The sequence below is a fragment of the Xanthomarina arctica genome, assembly GCF_014638915.1.
In the GTDB taxonomy this organism is placed as follows: domain Bacteria; phylum Bacteroidota; class Bacteroidia; order Flavobacteriales; family Flavobacteriaceae; genus Xanthomarina; species Xanthomarina arctica.
On record NZ_BMFQ01000002.1, the window covers coordinates 683,370 to 708,398 of the forward strand.

Sequence of the window (25,029 nt, forward strand, 5' to 3'; positions counted from 1 at the left end):
TTCATGCTAAAATTCACAACCACTTCCCTCCTTTTACTTCCGTTGGTTTGCGAATAATAAAAATTTCTCGAAAGTACTGCAAAAGTGACCATGTTCCTTCTTAATGAATATTTCATATTGGGTTTAATTTATTGTTGCTTACGTTCTTGTAAAAAGCTATTAGTGTGTAAGTTATAAAATTACTTTCAAATTATGAAAGAGCCAAATTTAAAAATTTTGGCATGCACTCAAATATACAGCAACGTCGTTTAAGTAGCTAATAGCTCTAAATTCCCTTATACAAAATTCTTCAGTCCAATTATTATAAGAACTAAATATAATCAACTCTAAAATGGTAGACCGTTACAAAAGCATTTAGATCACATATGGCATATATAATAACAGATTTATTATAAGGCTTCATGTCTTGTTTAAATCTGCTACCATATTTTAGGCCATGAAACCATAAGCTGTCTAAAAGGCATTTTATAAAAAACTATTTTTTTAAGATGCTTGGTGTTTGCGAGTTAAACCAATTAAGTTTAGATTCGTGAATCTTACTAAGATTTCCATTTATGAAAAAACAGTTTACATTTGTCGCCTTTTCAATATTGATACTTTTTGCAGCAACCTCATGTGCAAAACAATTTATGGTAGTTGACACTCCTACATTACAACCCCCTGCACGTGTGCTTAAAGATAGACCTGCAGTTGCTCTTGTTCTTGGAGGTGGTGCATTTCATGGAATGGCTCATGTAGGTGTGATAAAAGTACTTGAAGATGCCGGAATTCCTATAGACCTTATTGTTGGAACAAGTGCTGGAAGTATGGTGGGTGCATTATATGCTGACAACCCTAAAATTGATTCTCTAATTCCTTTAATAAAATCTACAACAGCCAAAGATGTTTTTGATTTTTCTTTATTTAGATCGAGTGAAGGCTATGTTTCAGGAAAAAAACTACAAAGTTATCTTAATAAACAGCTTCGAGTTACTCAGATTGAAGATACACAAATACCTTTTGTTGCTGTAACAACAGATCTTGTAAAAGGAGAAACTGTGGCTTTAAAAGCCGGCCCCATAGCTCCGTCTGTAAATGCATCTTGTGCCATACCAGGAATTTTTGAGCCAGTAAAAATGTATGGTTCTACTTTTGTAGATGGAGGTGTTCTTGATAATCTTCCTGTTAATATTGCTAAGGAGTACAATCCAGAATATATAATTGAGGTTAAAATTATGGCATTTGAGACTACGGTCGATTTAAAAAACCATCAGGATGTAATAATAAGAGCATACTCTGTTGCTGCAAATAAAGCTAATGTTGAGCTAAACTCAACGGCTGATGTTTTAATTGCTCCTAACTTAAAGGGCATTCCATTAATGAGTAGTAAGGACAATGAAAAATTATATGAATTAGGAGTAAATGCAGCGAAAGAAATGCTTCCTGGAATAAAAGCTGAACTTCAAAAAAGAGGTATCCTTAAATAGTGTTTCCAAATAAAAATAAGATGCTAGTACGTTTATTAGTGGTTTCTGTATTTGATGATAATTAGATTTAGACAATTGTCTTTATCCAATTGTTGAAACAAATTTGACAAAAACAATGAGTGTTTTAAAGAATTTATGGGCTTTAGGTAAAACTGGTTTTGTTAAAGAAGAAATAAGAACTTTAAAGCAGTCAGTCCGATTTTTAATAAAATTGTTTTTATTTTTAGTCGTTGTCAAAATCTTGTATTTAGGACTAACTCTTATCATTGATTTGTCAGATACATTTTCTATTCCTGTGGTTTCAAACGACTTTAAATTCGACAAGTATTCTGGAATTCAAAAATTCCTTTTGAGTGCTTTTTTAATACCAATTTTGGAGGAACTGACATTTCGGCTTAATTTGAAATTTTCAAAACGAAACTTTCTTATAATGTTTCTTGGAATTAGCTACTCTGTTTTCAAAATTATATTTCAATTGGACTGGTCTAATTCTTTATTAATAACTGTAATACTCACCTTATTATTAGGCTTGTTATTAAAGAATAAAATTCTCAATCGATTAGAAATATTTTGGAAAGAAAATCGACTAATTGTATTTTATTTTTTACTTTTTAGCTTTGTTCTATTGCATTCGACAAATTACGATTTGGAATTTTCGACTTTAATTTATATCCCACTATTAATGCTTCCACATTTTTTTGCCGGATTAGTTTTTAGTTATGCACGTTTAAAATCAGGAATAATAATGTCTATTAGTTTACATATACTAAATAACGGCTTGTATGCACTTCCATTGCTATTTGCAACATAAACTTACTACAACACCATGTTAGCCTTTTGTTATTTTATTTTATAATAATATGACTATCCGAAATCTCTATAATTTTATTTAATAAAACATCTGCATTATTATACCTTTTTTCCAATTCAATTGCAGAATATAAGCTGTTATCTAGTGCATTTTCAAAACGTATTTCTTGTAATAAGTCTGAATTTTCAAGGTTGAACTTTGAGCCTTTCTCATTTTTTTCATTATAATGGTCAACATTCACCAAGGATCCTTTTTCAATTAAAAAATAAACTAGATAGTTTGAACTAGTATTTAGGCCCGTATGCCATTCTAGGATATCTTCATAAAGTCTATCCCAATCATATAAAAGAAGTTTCAGGTTTTCATTTTTCAAAGTTGATAATTTACCAGAATTCTTGATGTCATTTAATACGTAAGAACTTGGATTCCAAGTAGGATTAGAGATAGCATAATAAATTAAGCTATCAATTATAATGTTATTCACTTCAACATTTTTTAAACCAGAATATGATAATAAAGTATTACTCGCAGAAATTTTATTTTTAATACGTGATAAGTCAATCTCTAGTTCTTTCAAATTCTTCCGGAATTCACTATTTAGATTTTCCGTTAATATTTTTAATGCATTATTTTCCTTTCGATTTTCATTCCATTGATTAATCTGAAGTGCAATTAATATTCCAATTACTACTAAAACAATTTCCCCAATGGCATATTTCAAATACTTTCCAGTTTTATTTTCCATAAGCAAGTTTTGTTGAATTTTTCTAAAGAATTTTATCATTTGGTAAGTGGTTGGTCATAATGAAGGCTAACGGCAGTCTGTCTAATAACTAAAACCTAATCTCTGAGAATCGCCTATTCATGAATTTTCAAAGAGACCTCCCCGAATATCAAAGTTACAAAAATAGGTTATTAGACAGTCTGACGTTTATGTTTAAGGTTAGTTGCGTGGTTAAGCAACTAAATTAGTAAAATGGAACGAACCAGAGGAAATTCCGTAGGAATTTCCAAGTAGGCAAGAACCAAGCAATTAATTTTATACGGTGCTGGAAATAGTATTTTTTATTTGTCTTCTTTTAAATAACGCAAATATAAAAACAATTAAAACGTGGGATATTAAGCAAAATGCTAATCTAAATAACATTCCTAATCCATATTCATCGTGTTCCCAAATAACAGTTTTTCCATAAATTATAATTCCTACATATGTAATTACTAAAAGTGCATTTGCTATAAAAAAAATTTTAAACTTAATCCAATTAGAAAGCATATAAGCACTTGAAATCCAAAGAATAATTGGAATCAAAATGATTAGTAGTATTAACAAGGCTTCCATTATTTTAGTTTGTTAATGTCTCAATTTTAGGTAATTCAAAAATATCCGATTCTCCATCTATTGAGTAAAATTCTAATTCAGTTGGCATTTGGTCAGTTCCGAATACAGATATTCCAACCAATTCTCCGTTTTTACCTTTTCCTGCGTAATCTATCATTAAATTTCCTTTTTGAATTTCCGAGTTAAATGATTTTCCAAAAATTATAGTCGGACATTTTCCGCATCCACATCTCGCAATTACTTTGAGGTTTTCAATTAAATTACTCCATTCCGATTTTTCTTTACGAAACAAATAAGTCAGAAATTCAATCTCTGATTTGGTCAATTCTCTTTTATCTGGAATGCTATATTTCATTAAGCAATTTGTTCATTTTTTGCGTTCAGCTATATTATTGCCAACGGTTTTGTATATGGAAAGTGCGTGTTTGTGTCAGCGGATTTTCGGAACGAAAATCGGATAAAAACAAGTACGCACTTTCCTTTGGTTTAGCACTAAACTACGCATTTTTTTTATACAGTGTTGTGGCTAGTTTTATTCTTTAACAATTTTCTTAATATTGACCTGATTAAATTCATCGATTGATTTTACAATATAAACTCCATTATTGAAATCAGAAAGATCTATACTATTCATTCCTTTATGTAATTTGAATGAAAAAATTTTTCGTCCTATGATATTATAAATTTCAACATTAATAGATGAGTTGAAATTGTTTAATATAAATAATTGATCCTTAGTTGGGTTTGGATAAATAAATAAATCGTTGTTTGAAAAATGATTAGAAACACTTAAGGAATTACAGTCTTCAGAAAAAACAATTGTATTATCATAAGACCAATCATCATAAGGAGGATTACCATTATTGGCGTCAATTTCATTATCAACTTGTATACATGTTAAGTTAGGACTATTTAAAACGTTAACGTTATAATATGGGACTGTGTAATTTGTACCGTTTTTTAAATTTATTGTTGAAAGTGAATTATTTTCTGCCCAGAGCACTAATAATTCGGGGTTGTTACTTAAGTCTAAATCTCCAGTAAGAAGAGTATTTGATAAACCTAAAATTTGAAGATTTGGCCAGGATGAATATATATTAGTAACATCACCTTCAAGATTATTACCAAATACATGAAAATTACCCATCATAGTTAAATTTGCAAATTCCAGAGGTATAGTGCCAGTAAAATAATTCTCATCCAATTCAAGAGATATTAGATTTGTATTATTTCCAATTTGAGGAGGAATAACACCAGTTAATTGGTTATTCCATAAGGATAGATGCGTTAAATATGGAAGATTTCCAATACTGGCAGGAATTGTTCCATTAAGATTATTATTTGAAAGTTCTAAATATGTTAAATGAGGAAAATCTCCAATACTAGCTGGAATTGTTCCATTAAGATTATTATGCGATAATTCTATTTTAGTCACATGGTCATTGCCAGAAATATTAGTAACGACAATACCATTCCAAGTTGATACTGGATTATCAATATCCCAATTATAATAATTCCAATTCAAAACATCTGTAGATACAGCTAAATCTATTAAAGCATCTCTTTCTGAAATTGGTACTTGAGCAATTATTTTATTAAGTCCAAAAATTAGTAGGAGACTAAATAGTAATTGTTTTTTCATAGTTATTTAAGTTTATTGGTTTGCAATTTTTTATTGTTGTTGTAATTACCCACAACGGTTTTGTACATAAAAAGTGCATGCTTGTGTCAGAGGATTTTCGGAACGAAAATCGGACGAAAGCAAGTACGCACTCTCCTTTGATTTAGTACTAAACTACGCATTTTTTTATACAGTGTTGTAAACAGTTTTTATCGGCTTAAAGTTTCCTTTAAAATACCTTCTCCTAAAATTTCAGATTCCCAAGTCATAGAGTTGCTTGTTAATTCAGAAACAGTATAAATTTTCGTTCCCATATCTACATTATCAAAATCTATTGTTAATATATTTTCGTTCTTTGACCAATTACCTTGGAAAACTCTTAATTCTAACTCACCACTAGGATCACCAACATCAATTAAATATCTAAATTCTGCTCTATTTTCGGCAGATAATAATCGAGTAATACTTTGATTAGTAATTATTTCTCCATTTAATGTAGTTTCACCTACAGACCAACCTCCAACCACTGATAATTCAGTTTCAGTATCATTATTGTCATCGTTATTCGAACAGGATGAGAAGGTCATAAATCCAATAGATAAAGTGAAGAGTAAAATAAGTTTTTTCATTTGTATAGTTTCGGTTAAATTGTTTACAACGGTTTTGTATATGAAAAGTGCATGCTTGTGTCAGAGGATTTTCGGAACGAAAATCGGATGAAAGCAAGTACGCACTTTCCTTTGGTTTAGCACTAAACTACGCATTTTTTTATTCAGTGTTTTGCGCTGGTTATTTTGTCAGTCTAATATTCAGCTGTTTTGCTAATTCCGAGACATAGTTCTTATGAGGTTTTTTACTCTCAATCGAATTATAGTATTCGTTAAAAATTCGTTCACCGTTTTTTCTGTCGATTTCCAATTCAATAATGGCTCCGCAAAGCTTTTCTCTTGGTGAAAATTTTATTTCTTTTGATTGAATTAATTCCGCAACAATTTTGGTTCGATTGTTAAATCTGTCGAACCAATTTTTAACATCAGATTTAATTCGGTCAATTATTAATTCAGCCGTTTTCTGATAATCAGATTGCAATGAAAACCATATTTCTTTTCCATCCACCTTATCATTTATTCTTGTCCGAATTTCGCAATCATATTCTTGAATAAAAACCTTTGGTTTTTGATTAAATGTCTTTTCGTACAATTCAGGAATAAAAACTCCAATGTTTATTGTGAAATTCTTATAAAGATTATTCCTTAAACCAGGAATTTCAACAGTATTTTCAAATTCATAATTAGCCATTTGGAAATTAACGACTTGGATGATTCCATTGTCAAGAACTTTATTATGAGTTCTTCCTTTTTTCTTAAACCCATCCACTTTCAATTCGGAATGAACTGTTTTTTGGATTTCGTCAAGTGTCTTTTTATAGTCGATGTTGTTTGTCATTTGTCAACTAGCGCCTAACGGTTTTGTACATAAAAAGTGCGTGCTTGTGTCAGAGGATTTTCGGAACGAAAATCGGATGAAAGCAAGTACGCACATTCTTTTGGTTTAGCACTAAACTACGCATTTTTTATATACAGGGTTGCCATACGTTTTTTTTTATTTCAGTTACCCTTTTTTAGGTTTAATATCAAATTCGTCTAATTTTTGTAACCAATTTGGACCATCAATATTCATTTTCACAGTTTCTAAAAGATATCTTTCTCTTTTTACGTTATAACTGTAACCTTCTAACATTTTTTGTTCAGTATCCATGATGTAACCTAAATCGAGGTCTTTGTCAGCATAAATGCGATAGGTTATTTTTTTGTCTACTTTGAATGGTTGATTATATATAATATTCTTTACTTCATTTCCAATGTCATTTATATTCACAAGATTAGATTCTATTCTAACATCTTTGTTTTGATTTATAAAAACATTAATAAAGTAGGATTCATTAGAATCCGATTCTTGTGCAAAAAAGATATTGCTGATTAAAGCTACAACGATAAATAATTTAATTTTTTTCATAATGTTTATTTTATCTTGGATTAATATAATTTAGGTGTTATAAATTTATTGCTTTATAATGATTTTAGCTAAAGTTGAAAATAAAATTTTAAATCAAACTTTAGATGTCGGTCATTTTCTCGTTTTGGTCAAATATGTTACAACGTGTTTCTTTAGTTAGTAATAAATATCTTTAGATAGAAAAAGTGGATAACTTACCTTGTTTTATAATTACCGCTTAATGACAATTACATGTATGGTTAGTTGCGTGGTTAAGCGAGTAAGCTCGACAAGCAATTAACTATAACCGGCTTAATTTAGGATACGTTTTTTAAGAGTTCATTCCGTTTCAAATTATCTCAATTATTTAGATTTAATAAATCATCTTCGAGGGTAATATCAGAAGGCTTTTTTGCATTAAAATCAATTATATTCCCAGCCTTATCTAAAATAATATATCTTGGTAAACTTTCTATTAAATAATTTTTTTTAAAGTCAGCAAATTCTTCTGGTTGACAAAATAATTGAATACCATCAAATGATTTTTCTCTAATTACATTTTGCCATTTTAAGGAATCCGTTTGAATACAAATATTGACAAACTTTATATCATAGTTATTTAATTTTTGTTGAAGTTTATTTGAATACTCAATTTCATTTATACAAGGATTGCACCAACTTGCCCAAATATCTATATAAACTAAATTTCCTTTTAGGTCATTAAGGGAAACTAATTCATTATTTTTATTTATAAACTCAAAATTTGAAACCTTTGAACCTATATCATAATCTTTTAACTTATAATATTTTTTTTCAATAATATTTTTCAAGTAGATATCCTTTGTTGAAGTATTATAGGTTTCATAAAAAACGTCTAAATTATTTGTATGTTCTATATTAAAAAATGCTGTTACGTACATTAACTGCTCACGAATCTTTTCACTTTTCATAAACGTCGTATCAGTTTTAACTAATTTTAAATGAGCCAAACCTATATCATTAATTGAATCTAGCTTATTGTTAGTCATAAGTCCAGAGTAAATATAAAGATTCATCATAAACAATGGAACTTCAATGAAATCTTCATTTTTAAGGTCTATCCCTTTAAAAAAAATTGGATATGAGTTTGATTTCTCATAATTTTCGTCAACATTTTTTCTAGTAAAAGAATAAGTAAGGTATTTACTAGTTCGCAATGCTAAATTCTCTAATTCCAAAAAATTTTTGAATTCGTTGTCATCAAAGGAAGCTTCATTAATTAATTTATCATATAAACTTTTAATTGAATCTGTTAGTTTTAAAAACTTGTCTTCTTTCAGATTTGCAAAATGGTGATAAAAGTTAACTGAAGCCAGTTTTTCAGCTAGTGCCTTGCTTTGTTGGCTATAGGTGTTTTCTTTTGCTCCATAACCTGAAAATTCAATTTTAGAATCATTAATAGTTATATGTAAATCATATCCTTTATTTAGATAAATAGGATATGTAATGTCTCCAACGGAGAGATCGTAAAATCCGCGAGGTATTTCGAGAGTTTCTTTAAAGGAATTGTCAGAGTCAATTTGGAGATTCCAGTTGTTAATTGATTTTCCCGTAACGTGGTAATTTGGATGGGTCTTAATGTAAATTGTATCTAAATTATTGTTTTCTATAATTCCAGAGATAGTTAGATTACTTGATTTACCATTGGATTCACAGGATAATGTGACAATGACCAATATTATTGAGAGTAAATTTCTCAAAATAGCAAATATGTTGTAACTCATGTTTAAACTAATTATTTCTGATTAATTTTTTTCCTATTGAGAGAGCAAAAAGTATGGTAACGGTTTTGTATATGAAAAGTGCGTGCTTGTGTCAGAGGATTTTCGGAACGAAAATCGGATGAAAGCAATTACGCACTTTCCTTTGGTTTAGCACTAAACTACACATTTTTTATATACAGTGTTTGGCATAGTTTTTTATTTTTTGCTCCATGTTATCCCAAATTTTCAATAGAGTATTTGTGTCTTTTGAAGCTGTTTTATAGTCATCTCTACCTTTTGCAGTCAGAGTGTGTTTTTTTCCTACTTTACTTACTAATCCTTTCTCTGATAGCCACGAAATAGAAGTTTGTATTTCTTTATGTGTTGGAACGGCATGATTAATTCCATCCGCAATCATAGAGATGCCATTAAAGTCTGTTGGTTCAGTTTCTGAAGCCATTGACAACGCCAAATAAATCCATGAGATTGTTCTTCCTTCGCTTGGGTTATTATATGGCATTATTTCAATTCTTTTTGGCACTCTATTTCGCATTATAAATCCCGATTTTTTTTTGTCAGGTGTTAGCTCATTATATCGGCTTTTGATATATGGTCTAGCACCGTCAGCAGGAGAAAATTCAGTTTCCAAATATTCAATATCCTCTTCATCTAATTCACTAACTGTTCCATCTTCGTTGACATAAACATATTCAAATCCAAGTTCTTTGGGTCTCAAAGGGACGAAGTATTTGAGGTAGACAAATAGTCCAACAATTACAATAATGCCTATTATGAAATATAATATCGTCATTTTTAATTATGCCTAACGGTTTTGTACATAAAAAGTGCGTACTTGTGTCAGAGGATTTTCGGAACGAAAATCGGATGAAAGCAAGTACGCACTTTCCCTTTAGTTAAGCACTAAAATAAGCATTTTTTATACACAGTAGTAGGCATAGTTTTTATTGTCTATTATAAAAAGTAATAAACCATTCATTTAATTCTTGATATTCTAATTCTGTAATTGTATTATATTCATTTGGACTAATTATCTTCCAACCAAAAACAGGATGAAAGATCCATTTTACATCTTTTTTTAGATTTGAAAAAAAATATAAGGTATAAATGTAATTCTCATTTTCATCTTCAATAAATATTGTTTGTGACCTTTCTACATTTTTCACGTATTTTGGGAAATCTTTTTTTTGTGGGCATTCCGAATTTATGATAGCCTGTATTTGATTTTCAAATTCTATTGGTAAATTGTTTGTTCTTCTATAAAAGCTTTTTAAGATAATACCAGTCATGTCCTCTGAATCTGTAATTCCAAAGTTTTCAAAATATTTATTGAGTCTTGAAGTATGACCATATAGTCCCCAATTATTCCTCATCCATCTTCCAATTGTTAAATGACTTTTACCAATAAAATCATTAATAGATATTTTTTTTATTCCTTCTTTTTCTTCAGTGCTTAAAGCAGTATCTAATTCATTTAACGCATCATTTAAATCAAAAGGAATATAAATACCATTTATACTATCCATTACCATTTGTTCCTCTACATATCGCTCTCTTTCTTTTAATTCAATTAAGTATGGTTGTGTAATTTCAGATAAACAAATAGGATTACCTTTTAATTTGTGGAAAGAGTATCTTGATATAATGTGTTCAATTTTATATTCTGGTATTTTTTGTACTCCATTTAGATTAAAGAATTTAATCACTGATTTATAATCTTCGTAGTTGAAAATATAAAAATCATCAAAAGAAAAATACTCATTATATGAATTAAGTTGAGAGATACTATCCTTTTCTTTCTTGGGGATTTTGCTTAAAATTTTTTCAGATAATTCATTTATTTGAATTGGATGGCAAAAATCAGAATTTTGACCTAAAACATTTAGGGTTAAAAATAAGAAGGATATGTTTAATATTATTTTGGTCATTTCAAATTATGCCTAACGGCGGTTTTGTATATGAAAAGTGCGTGCTTGTGTCAACGGATTTTCGGAACGAAAATCGGATGAAAGCAAGTACGCACTTTCCTTTGATTTAGCACTAAACTACGCTTTTTTTTATACAGTGTTTTTGCGCTGGTTTTTTATTCCTTGATTATTTTTTTAGTTATCGTTTTATTCTGTGATTGAAATTTGATAAAATAAATTCCTGAATTTAGGTTAGATAAATCAATTTTATTACTCTGTAGTTTTGTGTTAAGAACTAATCTTCCAGTAGTGGAATAAATTTTAATACTCTCTATAATCAAGTTTGAGTTAATCGTTAATTCATTTTTTGTAGGGTTTGGGAAAGTCGTTATTGCATTGTAATAGAAATCTGTTATACTTAAGGAACAATTTTCACTGAAAATTGTAGAATCATCTATACACCAACTGTTGTCATCACAAGTTTGATTGTTGGAATAATCCACATCATCAACTTGAATACATTGTAAATTAGGTGAACCACTAGTCCATAGTCGTTCAAGGTTTATATTATTTCCATTTTGGATGTTTAAATATTCAAGTGAATCGTTAACATCACATTCTAATGATTTCAAGTTTATATTTGATGATAAATCTATACTCACTACTTGATCTATATCCCAACATCTTAATGTTTCTAAATTGATAAGAGAAGTAACATTAAGTTCCACTAAAGGATTATCAGTACAATATAGTAAAGTAAGATTAGTGAAATTTGCAATTCCTTCAAGTGATGTAATATTTTTATAATCAACATTCAAACTGATTACTGATTCAGCTTCACTAACTTGAATTTCTCCATCATTGTTTAAGTCAGCATCTGAATCCCAAGTTCCATTATCATCGGTATCTACAACATTATCGTTTACCAAAGCATTTTTAAAATTAATATCGGGAATATTTACAATTTGAGATTGACATAAAAAAGAAGTCATTAAAAATGTCAGAATGCAGATTTTTTTCATAGTTTTATTTTTGGGTTTGAGGTTCGTCAAAATGACACATAACGATTTTGCACATAAAAAGTGCGTGCTTGTGTCAGAGAATTTTCGGAACGAAAATCGGATAAAAACAAGTACGCACTTTCCTTTGGTTTAGTACTAAATTACGCATTTTTTATACAGTGTTGGTAACAGTTATTTTAAACTTTTTATTTTTTCCCAATGAATATTAAACAGTGTTCTTGCTACTTGGATAGTTTTATCTCTTGAAATTCTAACTTTGGTTTCGAAATTAGGCTCTTTACTTTTATTCGTGATAAGAGTTAATAAATTCTCGACTGAATCAATAAGGTCTTTTTGTTCCGTTTTTGAATCACTTAATAATAATTCAAGTTTGGATTTCGCAAATACTAATTTTTCTAAAAATTTATTATTTTCATCAATTTTATCATTTTCAATATTAGATAAATACAAAGTAGACGTTAAAAATTCAGTTAGAGTATGTCTAACTTCATTTATCCAATCTTGTCTGTTTTTTGAAGCTATTGTAGCTTTATATTCGATATTCAGGTTTTCTTTTGTTGTTTTTCTTAATTGATTTGCAATAATGTAGTTTGCTAAAACGGATAATAATCCAATAATTAATGCCACAATCCAAGGCATTTTATCCTTCCACTCGTTTTTCTCATTTAAATCACTTCCTATATTTTCAATTTTAAGAGTTTCAGGTAAATTAATGGAAATTTTTGTTTCGACTTCTTTTTTATGATTTTCATAATTTATTGAATCTACTGCAGTTTGGGCCGATGATAAAATAGAGATAAAAATGAAATACATTAAAAGAAGTAGTTTTTTCATGTGAGTGAGTTAATTGTTACCAATGTGTTTTATCAACTCTAAATATACTCATATCCCTTAAATAATACAGATAACAATACTAATTTACATCAATTTAGAACATAGCCATTACACAAATCCTAAATGTATCTTACTGTTATTTACATTTTTTTTCCACTTTTAGTTCGGGTCTCCAAGGGGTCTCCTCCGGGTTTAGTTCGGGTTTACTTCGGGTTTACTTCGGCATCGGTCGGGTGGAGTTCGGGTGTATAAGCCTAATTCGGGTCCGAAAAAAATTACCATAACAAAAATCTATAGTAATTATTCTATCTTTTTTATGCTATAAAACCGCTACTCTGGTATGTATTATATTAATTTTCCTACTTAATATGTTAAATATGCACTTTTTTTAAAAACCATGTTTTTTGCTAAAAATTCAAAAGCTATCCAACTGTTAATGAGAATAATATAATTTTTTCATACAATAAGAGCCATTTTTTAAATTATTTTCAGCTTTTTACGTATTTTACTGATTACAAGATAATTACACCTATTTTTTTATTCAAATATTTGTTCTATGTTTGAAACGTTAAACAACATTGTGGGGTATTCGCGGTACTGCAACTTGTGTGTTTAATTAATTGGATATCCAATAATTCTCCTAAAAATTAATAGTCCCAAAGCTGGAGCAGATTCTAAGTCTGTATCCTTATTTTTAACCTAACCGGGTGTTACTATTAAATGCCAAATCACTTGGTTATAAATCTTATTATTATGGCAAGAAATAATTCATTTGTAAAACTTGACGGTACCCTAGATGGACTGACGTTTTACCGTAAAAACGGAGAAAATTTGGTTAAAACTCAAAGCCGAATTAGTAAAAAACGTATTATGAGCGATCCCGCTTTTAAACGTACCCGAGAAAACATGATGGAATTTTCAGGCGCATCTAACGCTGGTAAAGCGCTTAGAGACGGGTTTGCAAATACCATAAAACTTATGGGCGATCCCTATTTAAGTTCGCGCATAAGTGGTATCATGAGACGGATTATCAGCGTAGGCGCTGGTAAACGTGGAGAACGTGAAATAGACGTGGTAAGCATGAGAGACATGTTTAAAGGCTTAGAATTAAACAAAATCCTGCCTTTCCGCACTATTTTCTATGCACCCTACTCCCTACCCACTATTTCCGCCTCGCGTAATGTGGTAGACTGGACAGTAGTAGACTTTGCCACAGACCAATTTATATCTGCCCCCTTAGGAGCAACTCATTTTAAATTGGTATTAGCCGCTGGTTATGTTAGTAACTACCAATATAACCCTGCCATGCGTGGCTATGAGCCTGTAGACGACACCGTCAATAGCCTTGGTGGTACAGCTTACAGCAGCTATATCCCTCTGGGTAATTTGGTTGGTAGCGATACAGTCCTGCAAGTAGATTTAACTTCGTTGGGAGTAATCCCTGCTAGCTCGGCTATCTTTACTGGAATTGGTATTATCTTTTACCAAGAGATTAATGGAGACTTGTACGAATTGGCTCAAGCAAATGCCATGATGATTCCTGTTGCAGGATAAACAACTCTTAATTAATATAAAACCCTACTTTAGTTTTTTGGGAGAATTTCTAAAGTAGGGTTTTTTATGTTTTAGTAACAACCAAAACTGCCTAGCTATTTACATACTCTGGGTATAAAAATTGTAATCTTTTAAAACAATATCTATAAACTCCTTATCATTGGTATGCACAGACTTAATTTCGGTAACTTCAATAATCTTACTACGTAACTTGATAAGCGTTTTATAGTCTCTCATCTTGGTTGCCTTGTAAAAAGTCTCCTTAATTATTCTGGCATCATTATCAGATAATCTAATAACCGCCGGATAAACAGGTTTATAAGTGTCTGTAATTTGCTCTAAAATGGTATCCGTAAACTTTACGGTATCTTTTAAATAAATTACCACAGTATGGGCCATAATATCCCCAAAACGCTGATGCTTTTTAGTTAATACAATCAATAAAAACCCAATAAGTTTTCCAATTAAAAAGCATACTATTATTAATTGGAAATTACTATCCAAGCCTAAAGAAGCAAAATAAATAAAGATTAATGAGAAAAAATTAAAATCAATAACCCTTAAAAACCATCTAATAATATAGTCGGTAATAGAAGGTTTAAACCCGTCCACATTAATCACTTTTATTTTAAGAAACTTCTTTCCTATGGTTTGTCCGTCCAATAAGATTTCAGAATATAAAGAATAGAAAGTAACAGGTAGAAAAATTAAAATATCTATAGCCGCTATAGACCATTGATCATCATTAAAAGTATCTCCAATAAGATTGAAATTTAGAAACTTAATAGCAAAATAGATATAGGCAAACTTTATAACATTATCTATTAAGAAGGCTAACAAGCGTTGCCCAACATTTGCTAAAGTAAAATTGATATCTACATTTTGTGCCGTTTTTATTTGGAGTCTTTTCATGCAATGTTTAAATTCGCTCTAATGAGAGAAGTCGCTTTTATTAAGCAAAATAAAGAAAAATGGCTTGAATTTGAACAAAAAAGTTCAAATAATGATAAAAAAAGCCCCGACGATTTAGCTAACCTACACATCAAAATCATGAACGATTTAGTGTATGCGCAAACCTATTACCCTAAAAGTAAAGTTACTATCTATTTAAACAAACTAGCTAAAACTAGTTTTGAAAATGTATATCATGCCAAAAGAAGAAATAAAAATGTTCTCTTAAACTTCTTTCTAGACACCGTTCCCCTACTCTCTTACAAGTATAAAAAATACATTTACATCTCTTTTATAGTTTTCTTTATCAGCTTTTTTATCGGTTTACTATCAACCTTTAACGACGATACCTTTGCTAGACAAATTCTAGGAAACGGCTATGTAGATCAAACTCTGGAGAATATAGAAAACGGCGATGCCATGGCTATTTACAAGGGCGGAAGCAATTGGGGTACCTTTATTGGTATCTACGACAATAACCAGCGGGTGGGATTAAACATGTTTTTATCTGGGTTGTTTTTAGGAATCGGTACTGGTTTTTATGTCATGTATAATGCCATAATGGTGGCTGTATTTCAAGCGTTTTTCTATCAGCACAACAGTTTATTCGATAGTTTAAAAGGCATCTGGATTCATGGTACTTACGAAATCTTCGGAATGATTATAGAAGCGGCAGCTGGTTATATTATTGGCGCAAGCATTTTATTTCCAGGTACCTTAAAAAGATTTGAGTCCTTTAAAATAGGCGTTAGAGAAGCTTTTTATATTTTCATTAGCACCATTCCTTTCACCATTATTGCCGCCTTTTTAGAAGGTTATATTACCAGATATTCTAATACAATGCCAATAATAGCATGCTTTGCCATTATTCTATTTAGTCTGGCCACCATTAGTTATTACTACCTTATTCTACCCTATCAAGTAGCTAAAAAACACGCCTTAAGATAATGAAAAAGTGTTTGCTCCTTCTTTTCCTACTAACCTCTCTCATTGGATTTTCTAAGTCCTTTCAAGATACCTTACAAGCAAGTGAAGCTTCAAATACCTACAATAAAACCACAGAGTTTGAAGATAAACTAGTTTTTATACCAGACCTTAAAGAGAAATACAACGATAAAGAGTTTACCTACGTAGACAATTTAAAAGAAGTAGAACCAGCTAAAGAAGAAGTTTCCTCGCCTGGTAGCATGGGATTGCTAGCCGCACTTGCCGGTTTTCTAACGTATTTTTTTCCCTTTCTTTTAGGAATTATAGTAGTTTTTATCATCCTGAAAGCCTTTCTTGGAACAGGTATGGATTTTTGGAATTTCAAGAAAGCCTCTAAAAAGGTAGCCGATAAATTAATTTATGAAGATGAAGACATCCATGAAGCAGATTTCAACAAACTCCTTGAAAACGCCATTACCCATGCAGATTATAGATTAGCTACCAGATATTATTACCTGTCATTATTAAAAAAACTGTCAGACAAAAAGTCCATAGCATATCATAAAGACAAAACCAATACAGATTACTTATTTGAAATAGAAAACAAAGATATTAGAAGCCAGTTTTCCCAAGTATCCCATATTTATAGCTATGTGTGGTACGGAGAGTTTCCAATAGATTCATTGAAATTTCAGACTGTAGAAAAGAAATATAAAACCCTATTTAACAGCATTAATTGAACGGCTTTAACAACATACAAAAGGGTTTCCTCCTACTTGCTTTATGCAGCCTAATAAGCTGTAATAATACCAACTGGAACGAGAACTTTAAAGAAAAGAACAAAAATCCTTTTGGCACTTATATTCTTTACAATGAAGCCGGAGAATTGTTTAAGGATCAGGAAGTCACGTACCTAAAAGAAAACATTTACGACTACCTATTCCACAATGTAAAGGATACCACTTTTGGTAATTACATTTGTATTAAACCTAATGCCTATAAGCTTGACGAAGATGGTTTTGACTATTTATTATCCTTTATCAATAAAGGAGATCACGCGTTTCTATCCCTTAATTACTTTAGCGAGCATTTAAGCGACACCTTACAATTTACCACAACCTATTTAGACGAAGCTATTTTTTCTCCGGAAGAGTTAAAACAACTAAAAGGAGAGCTATACTTAGAAAACACCAGTTTTAAACACCAGCCTTTTCTTTACGATAGAAATATAAGAAGAACCTACTTCGACAGCTATGACGAAAACAACACCATTGTTTTAGGTACCATAGAAATCGATGGCGTAAAGCAACCCAACTTCATTAAAGTCTATTATGGTAAAGGCGCTATCTTTTTGCATAGCAATCCGGTGGTATTTACTAATTACAACATGCTTAATGGCAACGAAAATTATGTAGAGAATGTCTTATCCTATTTACCAACCGAAGACATTCTATGGGATCCACAAATAAAATCTAGTAACTATTCTAATTCCAATGAAGAAGACCAGGAATCCATCTTTAAATTCTTCTTGCAACATCCAAGCTTAACATGGTTTCTAGGGGTTTCTTTTTTAGGATTAACCTTGTTTATGCTATTTAATGCCAGAAGAAAACAAAGAGCCATTCCAATAATTAAACCTTTACAAAATTCGACGATTGAGTTTGCTCAAACCATTTCTAATTTATATCTCAAAGAGGAAGATCATAAAAATTTAGTAGATAAAAAAATAGCCTACTTCTTAGAAAAAATAAGAGAAAAATACTTAATTGATACCAATAATTTAAATACCCAGTTTATTGAGAATCTAGCCTTAAAGTCTAACAATGACATACAAGGAACTAGATATTTAATAAACACGATAATAGCTTTAAATAAGAAAACAGAATGTTCTAAAAACGAGCTACTTATATTAAACAAAATGATAGAGAATTTCTTTAAAAAATAACCTTATGGAAGAACAAATCAACACAGAAGTATCAGAGAATTTAGAATTCAAAAATAGAATCGATGTCTCTGAATTACAAGAAGCTGTACACAATATAAAAAAGCAATTACAGAAAGTTATTGTGGGTCAAAAAGACATGATCGACTTACTAATTGTGTCCCTTTTAGCCAATGGCCATGTGTTAATTGAAGGTGTTCCAGGAGTAGCAAAAACCATCACAGCGAAACTACTTTCTAAAACTATGGATGTCGATTTTAGTCGTATTCAGTTTACCCCAGATTTAATGCCTTCAGACATTTTAGGAACCTCTGTTTTTAATGCCAAAACATCCAACTTCGAATTTAAAAAAGGACCTATCTTTTCTAGCATGATCCTAATAGATGAAATCAACAGAGCACCCGCAAAAACACAGGCTGCCTTATTTGAAGTCATGGAAGAAAAGCAAGTAACCATTGATGGAGAAACTTATAAAATGAAAGAACCCTTTATTGTTCTAGCTACTCAAAACCCTATAGAACAAGAAGGAACTTACAGATTACCAGAAGCACAATTGGACAGATTTCTCTTTAAAATTAATGTAGAATACCCAACTGCCGACGAAGAATTAGAGATTATTATTAGAGAGCAAGGCCTCCAAAACACAACGAAAATAGAAAAAATAGAGAAAATAATTACGGGTCTAGAAATTGAAAAATACAGGGCGCTTGTCAATCAAATAAGTTTGGAGGAAAATTTACTAAAATACATAGCCAATATTGTGGTGAATACCAGATCCAATTCTTTTTTATATTTAGGAGCTTCCCCAAGAGCCAGCATTGCTATTTTAAAAGCTTCCAAGGCATTTGCCGCTATAGAAGGCAGAGATTTCGTAACCCCAGAGGATATTAAAAGAGCCTCCACTCCAGTGCTTCAACACAGAGTTATTGTAACCCCAGAAAGAGAGATGGAAGGTTTAACTAGCAAACAAATTATCGAACAAATAATTGAAGCGGTAGAAATCCCTAGATAGTATAAGCATATAATAAGCGATTTTAATGCGTTAACCCAATGAAAAAACTATACAGTTCCTTGTTTTTAAACAACAGATTCTTCTACATCTTAGCTGTAATATCAGTTTTATTTGTGGTAGGGTTTTTTGTACCAGTAGTTTTTTACATCTCTAAAGTCTTATTATTTATTCTAAGCCTTTTGGTGTTGGTAGACATATTCATTTTGTTTAATAAAACCACCGGTATTACCGTAGAACGATTACTACCTGAAAGACTATCTAATGGAGACGAAAACAAAATCACCCTTCAAATAAAAAATACCTATCCCTTTTTAAGTCATCTATCCATTATCGAAGAACTACCTTTTCAATTTCAAAAGAGAGATTTCTTCTTTGATTTAGAGTTAAGTTCCAATCAAAACAAGACCATTCATTACAATGTACTTCCTACAGAAAGAGGTCTTTATAGTTTTGGACATGTTAATGTTTACGCTTCTTCCCCACTTAAGTTAGCCACAAAGAAGTATCAATTAGCTGAAGCAAAAGAGCTTAAATGTTATCCGTCTTTTTTAAAGCTAAGAGAATTTAATTTCAATGCTTTTACAGATGCGACTATTTCATATGGAACTAAAAAAGTAAGACGCATTGGACACTCCTTAGAATTTGAACAAATTAAAGAATATGTTTCAGGCGATGATATTAGAACTTTAAACTGGAAAGCTTCAGCCAAAAGAAATCAATTGATGATTAATCAGTATGTGGAAGAAAAATCCCAGCCTGTCTATTCTGTTATCGATAAAGGACGTGCCATGCAAATGCACTTTAATAATATTACCTTGTTAGATTATGCTGTAAATGCCACTTTAGCTATAAGCAATGTTATTTTAAGAAAACAAGATAAAGCTGGCATGCTTTCTTTCTCCAGAAAGCTAGAAGACATTGTAGTTGCAGAGCAAAGAAACTCACAAATGAATTTAATTTCTGAAGCCCTCTATAATATAAAAACAGATTTCTCAGAATCGGACTTTAGTAGTTTATACGCTGTGGTAAAGCGAAAAATAACCAACAGAAGTTTACTCATCTTATATACCAACTTTGAGACTATGGATGGCTTAAACAGGCAACTTTCCTATTTAAGAGCTTTAGCTAAAAATCATTTATTGCTTGTTGTTTTCTTTAAAAACACAGAGTTAAATGCGGTTGTAAATTCCAAGTCGGAAAACATCCAAGATGTCTATGACACCATCATTGCAGAAAAGTTTATGCATGAGAAAAAAAGAATTGTAAACGCCCTAAAAAAATATGGCATTCAATCTGTTTTAACAGAACCACAAAACTTAACAGGAGATACCATTAATAAATATCTAGAATTAAAGTCTAGAGGCCTTTTTTAATTAAAGTGGGATAAAGGAAGTTGTTAACATTTTAATTGGTAAAGAAGATAATATTGTTAAATTAGCAGACTTAACCTACAAAAAACAATAAAATGAATTGGTATTTAAAAGTATTAAAACAGTATGCAGATTTTAGTGGAAGAGCTAGACGTAAGGAGTATTGGATGTTTTTTCTATTCAATATGATTATATCTTATAGTATTACTCTTTTATCTGTATTTTTAGAAGTCCCTAGTTTAGCTATAGTATCAACATTATACAGTATTGCAGTTTTAATTCCAGCCATTGCAGTAGGAGTTAGACGCATGCATGATGTTGGAAAAAGTGGCTGGTTTTTATTAATCCCAATCTATAATTTAATTTTAGCTTGTACAGATAGTGATCCTGGACCAAACAAATGGGGACAAAACCCTAAAGAAGTTGGTAATGATAGTGTGATCGATTCTATAGGAACGGAATAAATTTTCCCGTTTACAATAACTTATAAATCTTGTTTATTTTTGTGCAATCTAGATGTTGCCACATAAAATAGACAAGATTTTTTTATTGCAACTCCTTCATAATTTCGGCAAACAATTGGTAAGAGCGTATTCTATCTTTAATATCATAGATATTAGTAACAGCAATCAGTTCGTCTGCTTCCGATTGTTCCATAAACTCCTTTACCTGAGCCTTTACGGTAGCTTTACTGCCAATAAAAGAATACTTAAGCATTTGGTGCACTTGTGGGTTCCGCATCACATCTCTAAGTTCCTCTGTCATGTCTGTTGGCGGTTTCACATAATCACGTTTCCCTGTAAAGATGCCAACAATCATTCTAATTAGAGAGGTTGATAAACGCTGAGCTTCTTCATCTGTATCGGCAATTATAATATTAACCCCTGCCATGACATAAGGTTTTTCTAAAACCTCCGATGGCTGAAATTCTCTTCTATAAACAGCCATAGCTTCCCATAAATGAGTTGTTGCAAAATGACTTGCAAAAGCATAAGGCAATCCTTTCTTAGCCGCTAAATGGGCACTATCTGTACTGGATCCCAAAATATACAACGGAACCTCAACGCCTTCTGCTACTGTAGCACGCACCATGGCATCTTCATTTTCTACAGAAAAATAGGTTTGTATTTTCTCCAATTCATTTGGAAAAGAATGAGCTGCCTTCATAAAATCCGAACGGATGGCTTGTGCCGTTTCCATATCTGTTCCGGGTGCTCGCCCTAAACCTAAATCTATTCGGTTAGGATACAAAGAACCTAAAGTTCCAAACTGCTCCGCAATAATTAATGGCGAATGGTTTGGCAACATAATTCCTCCGGAACCTACCCGAAGCGTGCTAGTTCCTTCGGCCACATAACCAATCAATATAGAAGTAGCACTACTTCCTATGGTTGCTGCATTATGGTGTTCTGCCAACCAATAACGCGTGTATCCATATCCTTCGGCATGCTGTGCTAAAGAAAGACAATTATTAAAAGTTTGTTTCAAAGTGGTGCCTTCAGAAACTAAGGCAAGGTCTAAAATAGAATAAAGAGTAGGTTCTGTTTTCATAATTAATTAATCCCCATTTAGAAGCGGTTTTTTTTCAATACTACAAAGTTACATAATGCTAAACAGAATTAAATAATGAAATTCGTGTAATTAATAACAAAAATATTTACATCTTGAATTATTAGTGTTAATCGTATTCAAAAAGATATAGTAGCTAAAGCCATTTAAAAGTGAATGTGAAGTATCTTTGTAAAATAAACGAAGTTAGAAGTAAAAGAATAAATCCATGATAGTTTTAATTGCCCCAGAAAAGGATCTCCCAAACGAAATAGACATACTCCATGAGTTATTTCAGGAAGGTTTAGAATACTATCATTTAAGAAAGCCAGATAAAGATGTTCAAGCCTATGCCACTTATTTAAATAAAATAGACACAAGCTATCACAACAGAATAGTGATTCACGAGCACCATGAGTTAATTAACACCTTTAATTTAAAAGGCATTCATTTTCAAGAGCAACAAAGAATTGATCATTTAGACAATCCAGGGAGATATTTTAAAAACCTGAGTCTCTTTGGAAAAACCATTAGTTCTTCGTTTCATGACCCTAAAGAATTGGAAGATTGTTATTTTGAATTCGATTATCATTTACTTAGTCCTGTCTTTTCATCCATCTCAAAGGAAAGCATAACAGGACGTGGATTTGATGTAAATGGAATCGACAAAAGAATTATAGGGATGGGAGGCGTTACGGAAGATAACCTAAAAACCTTTGACACTTTAGGCTATAAAGGCATTGGTGTTTTAGGTGGTATTTGGAATAGTGAAATTCCCGTAACTGTTTTCAAGAAAATGAAACAACATTTTCAATAACTGGCGTAAGCAAAGAAATAGAAGGAATAAGATTAGTAAGCATAAAAAAACAAAGACATGATTATCCCGAAATTACATTATATAGCTCAAGGTGAAACTAAAAAAGAGTTACTAGAAAATATTCAGAAAGCCTGTACTTCTGGTGCTGAACTTGTGGAGTTACGTATGGAAAATGCTTCAGAAAACAAAGTTTTAAAAGTAGCCAAGGAAGCTATAAAAATCACCGAACATTTTCAAACCAGATTAATAATTAGTGGGCATTACAAAATAGCAAAAGAGATTAAAGCAGATGGGGTCCACCTAGAAAAAACGGACGTCGCTCCTACTGTAGTTAGAAAACATTTATACCCTTGGCAAAGTATTGGGGGAACTGCGAATACTTTAGCCGACTGTGAAAACTTATTGGATGAAGAAATCGATTATATTACTCTAGGACCTTTTAGAGAAACATCAACGAAGGTTGATTTAGGTCCTGTTTTAGGACTAAAAGGTTATACTGCAATCACAGATATTTTAAAAACACCTATCCCAATTATTGGCTTTGGGGGCATTACCACAGAAGATATTACAGACATTTTACAAACAGGAATTTCAGGAGTTGCAGTTTCTGAAGCCATTACCCAAAACTTTGACTCTATAAAAACATTCAACCAATTATTAAAAGCATCTTCTACAGAAGAGCAACGTCATACTTTTGAATAGCCTATTTTAAATGGATAGTTTAAGAAGGTTTATTGTTAGTTTTGGCGGCTCTTATTTGTTGAAATAACTCTTTAAACAAACCACGAGCAATCAATATTTTCATAATCTCATTGGTGCCAGCATAAATCCTGGCTACTCTATTATCTGCATACATTCTGGCAATGGGATAATCCCACATATAGCCATAACCTCCAAATAACTGCAGGCATTCATCTACCACTTTTCCATGCATCTCGGTAGCGGCATATTTAGCCATGGAAGCGCTTTCAGCAGTTAATTTATGCTCTGCTAACAAAAGCGTACAGCGATCTAAAAATGCTTGATGCAATTGTAATTGCGTAGCACATTCGGCTAGTTTAAATTGCGTATTCTGAAAACCAGCAATGGGTTGCTTAAAAGCCCTTCTTGTAGACGTATAGGCAATGGTTTTTTCTATAGCACCTTCTGCGCCACCAATAGCATTAAGCCCTACTGTTAAACGCTCTCTAGCTAATTCGGTCATCATAATTTTGAAACCCATGCCTTCTACTCCTAGTAAATTCTGTTTTGGTACTTTCACATTATCAAAAAACAACTCACAAGTATCCTGAGCTTTCATACCTATTTTCTTAAAAGGAACGCCCTTTTCGAAACCTTCATAAGCACTCTCCATGAGTAATAAAGACACGCCTTCTTTCTCTGTACCTGTATTGGTTTTTACTGCAACTATAGACATGTCACTCATAAATCCATTGGTAATAAAGGTTTTCTGTCCATTTACCAAATAATGATCACCTTTATCTACGGCATTGGTTTTAATAGCTTTAAGGTCGCTCCCACAGTTAGGTTCCGTCATTCCAATAGATGTAATTATTTTTCCGCTAGCCATTAAAGGAAGATACTTTTTCTTTTGAGCTTCGGTGCCATATTTTAAAAGATAAGGCGCTACAATATCGGAATGTAAAGAAAACCCAGGCCCATTAACGCCTTCTTTTCCCATTTCCTCAATAAGTAAGGCATTAAAACTAAAATCCAAACCTCCACCTCCATATTCCTCAGGCATATCCATACAAAGCAATCCTAATGCTCCAGCTCGTTCCCATATGTCACGGCTAACCATACCATTTTTCTCCCATTCGTCGGTCTGATCCAGAATCTCATTCTTAATGAAATCTTGAATCATTTCCTGCACCATTTTATGTTCTTCTGATGCGTATATTTCGCGTGCTAATAAAACATTCTGTAACATATAACCTGATATTAAAAAGTGTGAACTCTAATATATTTCGTTGCTTCTTGTAGCTTCCTCTAAGGTAGATAAATCCAATGAGTTTTTTTAATTATTTGATTAAGACCTTTTAATGCAATTAAACCTCTCATGATTTATCTATGATTTTAAGCTCTAAGCCACCTATCAACTAACTATCAATCCCGTTTCGAACCTGTTAAACATTTTTCTCAGCTACTTTATA

The 25,029-nt window shown here is 31.5% G+C and carries 25 protein-coding genes; 11 read left to right on the plus strand and 14 right to left on the minus strand.

Translation table 11 applies throughout. The annotated features are described in order from the left end of the window. Nucleotides 1–554: 554 nt before the first annotated feature. Both IEV77_RS09305 and IEV77_RS09310 read left to right on the plus strand, forming a co-directional pair. Nucleotides 555–1,466: a patatin-like phospholipase family protein gene (locus IEV77_RS09305; protein WP_188464082.1), complete on the plus strand. Its 912-nt coding sequence runs from the start codon at nucleotides 555–557 to the stop codon at nucleotides 1,464–1,466. A gap of 115 nt (nucleotides 1,467–1,581) precedes the next feature. Then, nucleotides 1,582–2,277 (plus strand): CPBP family glutamic-type intramembrane protease, encoded by a 696-nt coding sequence (locus IEV77_RS09310; RefSeq protein WP_188464084.1) that lies wholly within the window; start codon nucleotides 1,582–1,584, stop codon nucleotides 2,275–2,277. A gap of 34 nt (nucleotides 2,278–2,311) precedes the next feature. Here IEV77_RS09310 and IEV77_RS09315 read toward each other — a convergent pair whose 3' ends face one another. The 11 genes from IEV77_RS09315 to IEV77_RS09365 form a co-directional block, all read right to left on the minus strand. Beyond that, complete coding sequence (locus IEV77_RS09315) at nucleotides 2,312–3,022, minus strand: DUF6090 family protein (RefSeq protein ID WP_229736634.1); 711 nt, start codon at nucleotides 3,020–3,022, stop codon at nucleotides 2,312–2,314. 598 nt (nucleotides 3,023–3,620) lie between these two features. Then, the gene (locus tag IEV77_RS09320) at nucleotides 3,621–3,971 is read right to left on the minus strand and encodes a hypothetical protein (protein ID WP_188464088.1); all 351 of its coding nucleotides are present in this window, start codon (nucleotides 3,969–3,971) and stop codon (nucleotides 3,621–3,623) included. 177 nt (nucleotides 3,972–4,148) lie between these two features. Next, complete coding sequence (locus IEV77_RS09325) at nucleotides 4,149–5,258, minus strand: T9SS type A sorting domain-containing protein (protein ID WP_188464090.1); 1,110 nt, start codon at nucleotides 5,256–5,258, stop codon at nucleotides 4,149–4,151. A 188-nt stretch (nucleotides 5,259–5,446) separates the two neighbouring features. Next, entirely contained in the window at nucleotides 5,447–5,866 is a 420-nt protein-coding gene (locus IEV77_RS09330; protein WP_188464092.1) for a hypothetical protein, read from the minus strand. A 160-nt stretch (nucleotides 5,867–6,026) separates the two neighbouring features. Then, nucleotides 6,027–6,683, minus strand: coding sequence for a DUF4304 domain-containing protein (locus IEV77_RS09335; protein WP_188464094.1), 657 nt, complete (start codon nucleotides 6,681–6,683; stop codon nucleotides 6,027–6,029). Between the two features lie 165 nt (nucleotides 6,684–6,848). Beyond that, nucleotides 6,849–7,253, minus strand: coding sequence for a hypothetical protein (locus IEV77_RS09340; RefSeq protein ID WP_188464096.1), 405 nt, complete (start codon nucleotides 7,251–7,253; stop codon nucleotides 6,849–6,851). A gap of 338 nt (nucleotides 7,254–7,591) precedes the next feature. Next, on the minus strand, nucleotides 7,592–8,995 hold the full coding sequence (locus IEV77_RS09345) for a TlpA family protein disulfide reductase (RefSeq protein ID WP_188464098.1): 1,404 nt from the start codon (nucleotides 8,993–8,995) through the stop codon (nucleotides 7,592–7,594). A gap of 169 nt (nucleotides 8,996–9,164) precedes the next feature. Further along, nucleotides 9,165–9,710, minus strand: a complete 546-nt coding sequence (locus IEV77_RS09350; protein ID WP_188464100.1) for a hypothetical protein — start codon at nucleotides 9,708–9,710, stop codon at nucleotides 9,165–9,167. 226 nt (nucleotides 9,711–9,936) lie between these two features. Further along, nucleotides 9,937–10,920 carry a DUF6794 domain-containing protein gene (locus IEV77_RS09355; RefSeq protein ID WP_188464102.1) on the minus strand — a complete coding sequence of 328 codons (984 nt, stop codon included), beginning with the start codon at nucleotides 10,918–10,920 and terminating at the stop codon, nucleotides 9,937–9,939. 155 nt (nucleotides 10,921–11,075) lie between these two features. After that, nucleotides 11,076–11,921, minus strand: a complete 846-nt coding sequence (locus IEV77_RS09360; RefSeq protein ID WP_188464104.1) for a T9SS type A sorting domain-containing protein — start codon at nucleotides 11,919–11,921, stop codon at nucleotides 11,076–11,078. 171 nt (nucleotides 11,922–12,092) lie between these two features. Then, complete coding sequence (locus IEV77_RS09365) at nucleotides 12,093–12,755, minus strand: hypothetical protein (RefSeq protein WP_188464106.1); 663 nt, start codon at nucleotides 12,753–12,755, stop codon at nucleotides 12,093–12,095. An 870-nt stretch (nucleotides 12,756–13,625) separates the two neighbouring features. Here IEV77_RS09365 and IEV77_RS09370 point away from each other — a divergent pair. Then, nucleotides 13,626–14,309 carry a hypothetical protein gene (locus IEV77_RS09370; RefSeq protein ID WP_188464108.1) on the plus strand — a complete coding sequence of 228 codons (684 nt, stop codon included), beginning with the start codon at nucleotides 13,626–13,628 and terminating at the stop codon, nucleotides 14,307–14,309. 99 nt (nucleotides 14,310–14,408) lie between these two features. Here IEV77_RS09370 and IEV77_RS09375 read toward each other — a convergent pair whose 3' ends face one another. Then, nucleotides 14,409–15,221: an RDD family protein gene (locus IEV77_RS09375; protein ID WP_188464110.1), complete on the minus strand. Its 813-nt coding sequence runs from the start codon at nucleotides 15,219–15,221 to the stop codon at nucleotides 14,409–14,411. 21 nt (nucleotides 15,222–15,242) lie between these two features. Between IEV77_RS09375 and IEV77_RS09380 the strand changes: the two genes are divergently transcribed. The 6 genes from IEV77_RS09380 (at nucleotide 15,243) to IEV77_RS09405 (ending at nucleotide 20,975) form a co-directional block, all read left to right on the plus strand. After that, nucleotides 15,243–16,208, plus strand: a complete 966-nt coding sequence (locus IEV77_RS09380) for a stage II sporulation protein M (RefSeq protein ID WP_188464112.1) — start codon at nucleotides 15,243–15,245, stop codon at nucleotides 16,206–16,208. Then, nucleotides 16,208–16,927 carry a hypothetical protein gene (locus IEV77_RS09385; protein WP_188464114.1) on the plus strand — a complete coding sequence of 240 codons (720 nt, stop codon included), beginning with the start codon at nucleotides 16,208–16,210 and terminating at the stop codon, nucleotides 16,925–16,927. Before IEV77_RS09380 ends, IEV77_RS09385 begins: the two co-directional genes overlap by 1 nt. Beyond that, the gene (locus IEV77_RS09390; protein WP_229736635.1) at nucleotides 16,924–18,132 is read left to right on the plus strand and encodes a DUF4350 domain-containing protein; all 1,209 of its coding nucleotides are present in this window, start codon (nucleotides 16,924–16,926) and stop codon (nucleotides 18,130–18,132) included. The genes IEV77_RS09385 and IEV77_RS09390 overlap by 4 nt, the downstream gene beginning before the upstream one ends. Before the next feature lie 4 nt (nucleotides 18,133–18,136). Further along, the gene (locus IEV77_RS09395; RefSeq protein ID WP_188464116.1) at nucleotides 18,137–19,141 is read left to right on the plus strand and encodes an AAA family ATPase; all 1,005 of its coding nucleotides are present in this window, start codon (nucleotides 18,137–18,139) and stop codon (nucleotides 19,139–19,141) included. A gap of 38 nt (nucleotides 19,142–19,179) precedes the next feature. Next, entirely contained in the window at nucleotides 19,180–20,514 is a 1,335-nt protein-coding gene (locus IEV77_RS09400; RefSeq protein WP_188464118.1) for a DUF58 domain-containing protein, read from the plus strand. A gap of 92 nt (nucleotides 20,515–20,606) precedes the next feature. Further along, complete coding sequence (locus tag IEV77_RS09405; protein ID WP_188464120.1) at nucleotides 20,607–20,975, plus strand: DUF805 domain-containing protein; 369 nt, start codon at nucleotides 20,607–20,609, stop codon at nucleotides 20,973–20,975. Nucleotides 20,976–21,057: 82 nt separating this feature from the next. Here the strand turns inward: IEV77_RS09405 and IEV77_RS09410 are convergent, their stop codons facing one another. Next, a complete protein-coding gene (locus tag IEV77_RS09410) occupies nucleotides 21,058–22,062 on the minus strand; it encodes an LLM class flavin-dependent oxidoreductase (protein WP_188464122.1) in 1,005 nt (334 codons plus the stop codon). Nucleotides 22,063–22,288: 226 nt separating this feature from the next. Here IEV77_RS09410 and IEV77_RS09415 point away from each other — a divergent pair, with 226 nt between their 5' ends. Both IEV77_RS09415 and IEV77_RS09420 read left to right on the plus strand, forming a co-directional pair. Then, a complete protein-coding gene (locus IEV77_RS09415; RefSeq protein ID WP_188464123.1) occupies nucleotides 22,289–22,876 on the plus strand; it encodes a thiamine phosphate synthase in 588 nt (195 codons plus the stop codon). Between the two features lie 57 nt (nucleotides 22,877–22,933). After that, nucleotides 22,934–23,578 carry a thiamine phosphate synthase gene (locus IEV77_RS09420; RefSeq protein WP_188464126.1) on the plus strand — a complete coding sequence of 215 codons (645 nt, stop codon included), beginning with the start codon at nucleotides 22,934–22,936 and terminating at the stop codon, nucleotides 23,576–23,578. A 19-nt stretch (nucleotides 23,579–23,597) separates the two neighbouring features. Here the strand turns inward: IEV77_RS09420 and IEV77_RS09425 are convergent, their stop codons facing one another. Continuing rightward, nucleotides 23,598–24,806, minus strand: a complete 1,209-nt coding sequence (locus tag IEV77_RS09425) for an acyl-CoA dehydrogenase family protein (protein ID WP_188464127.1) — start codon at nucleotides 24,804–24,806, stop codon at nucleotides 23,598–23,600. Nucleotides 24,807–25,029 lie beyond the last annotated feature (223 nt).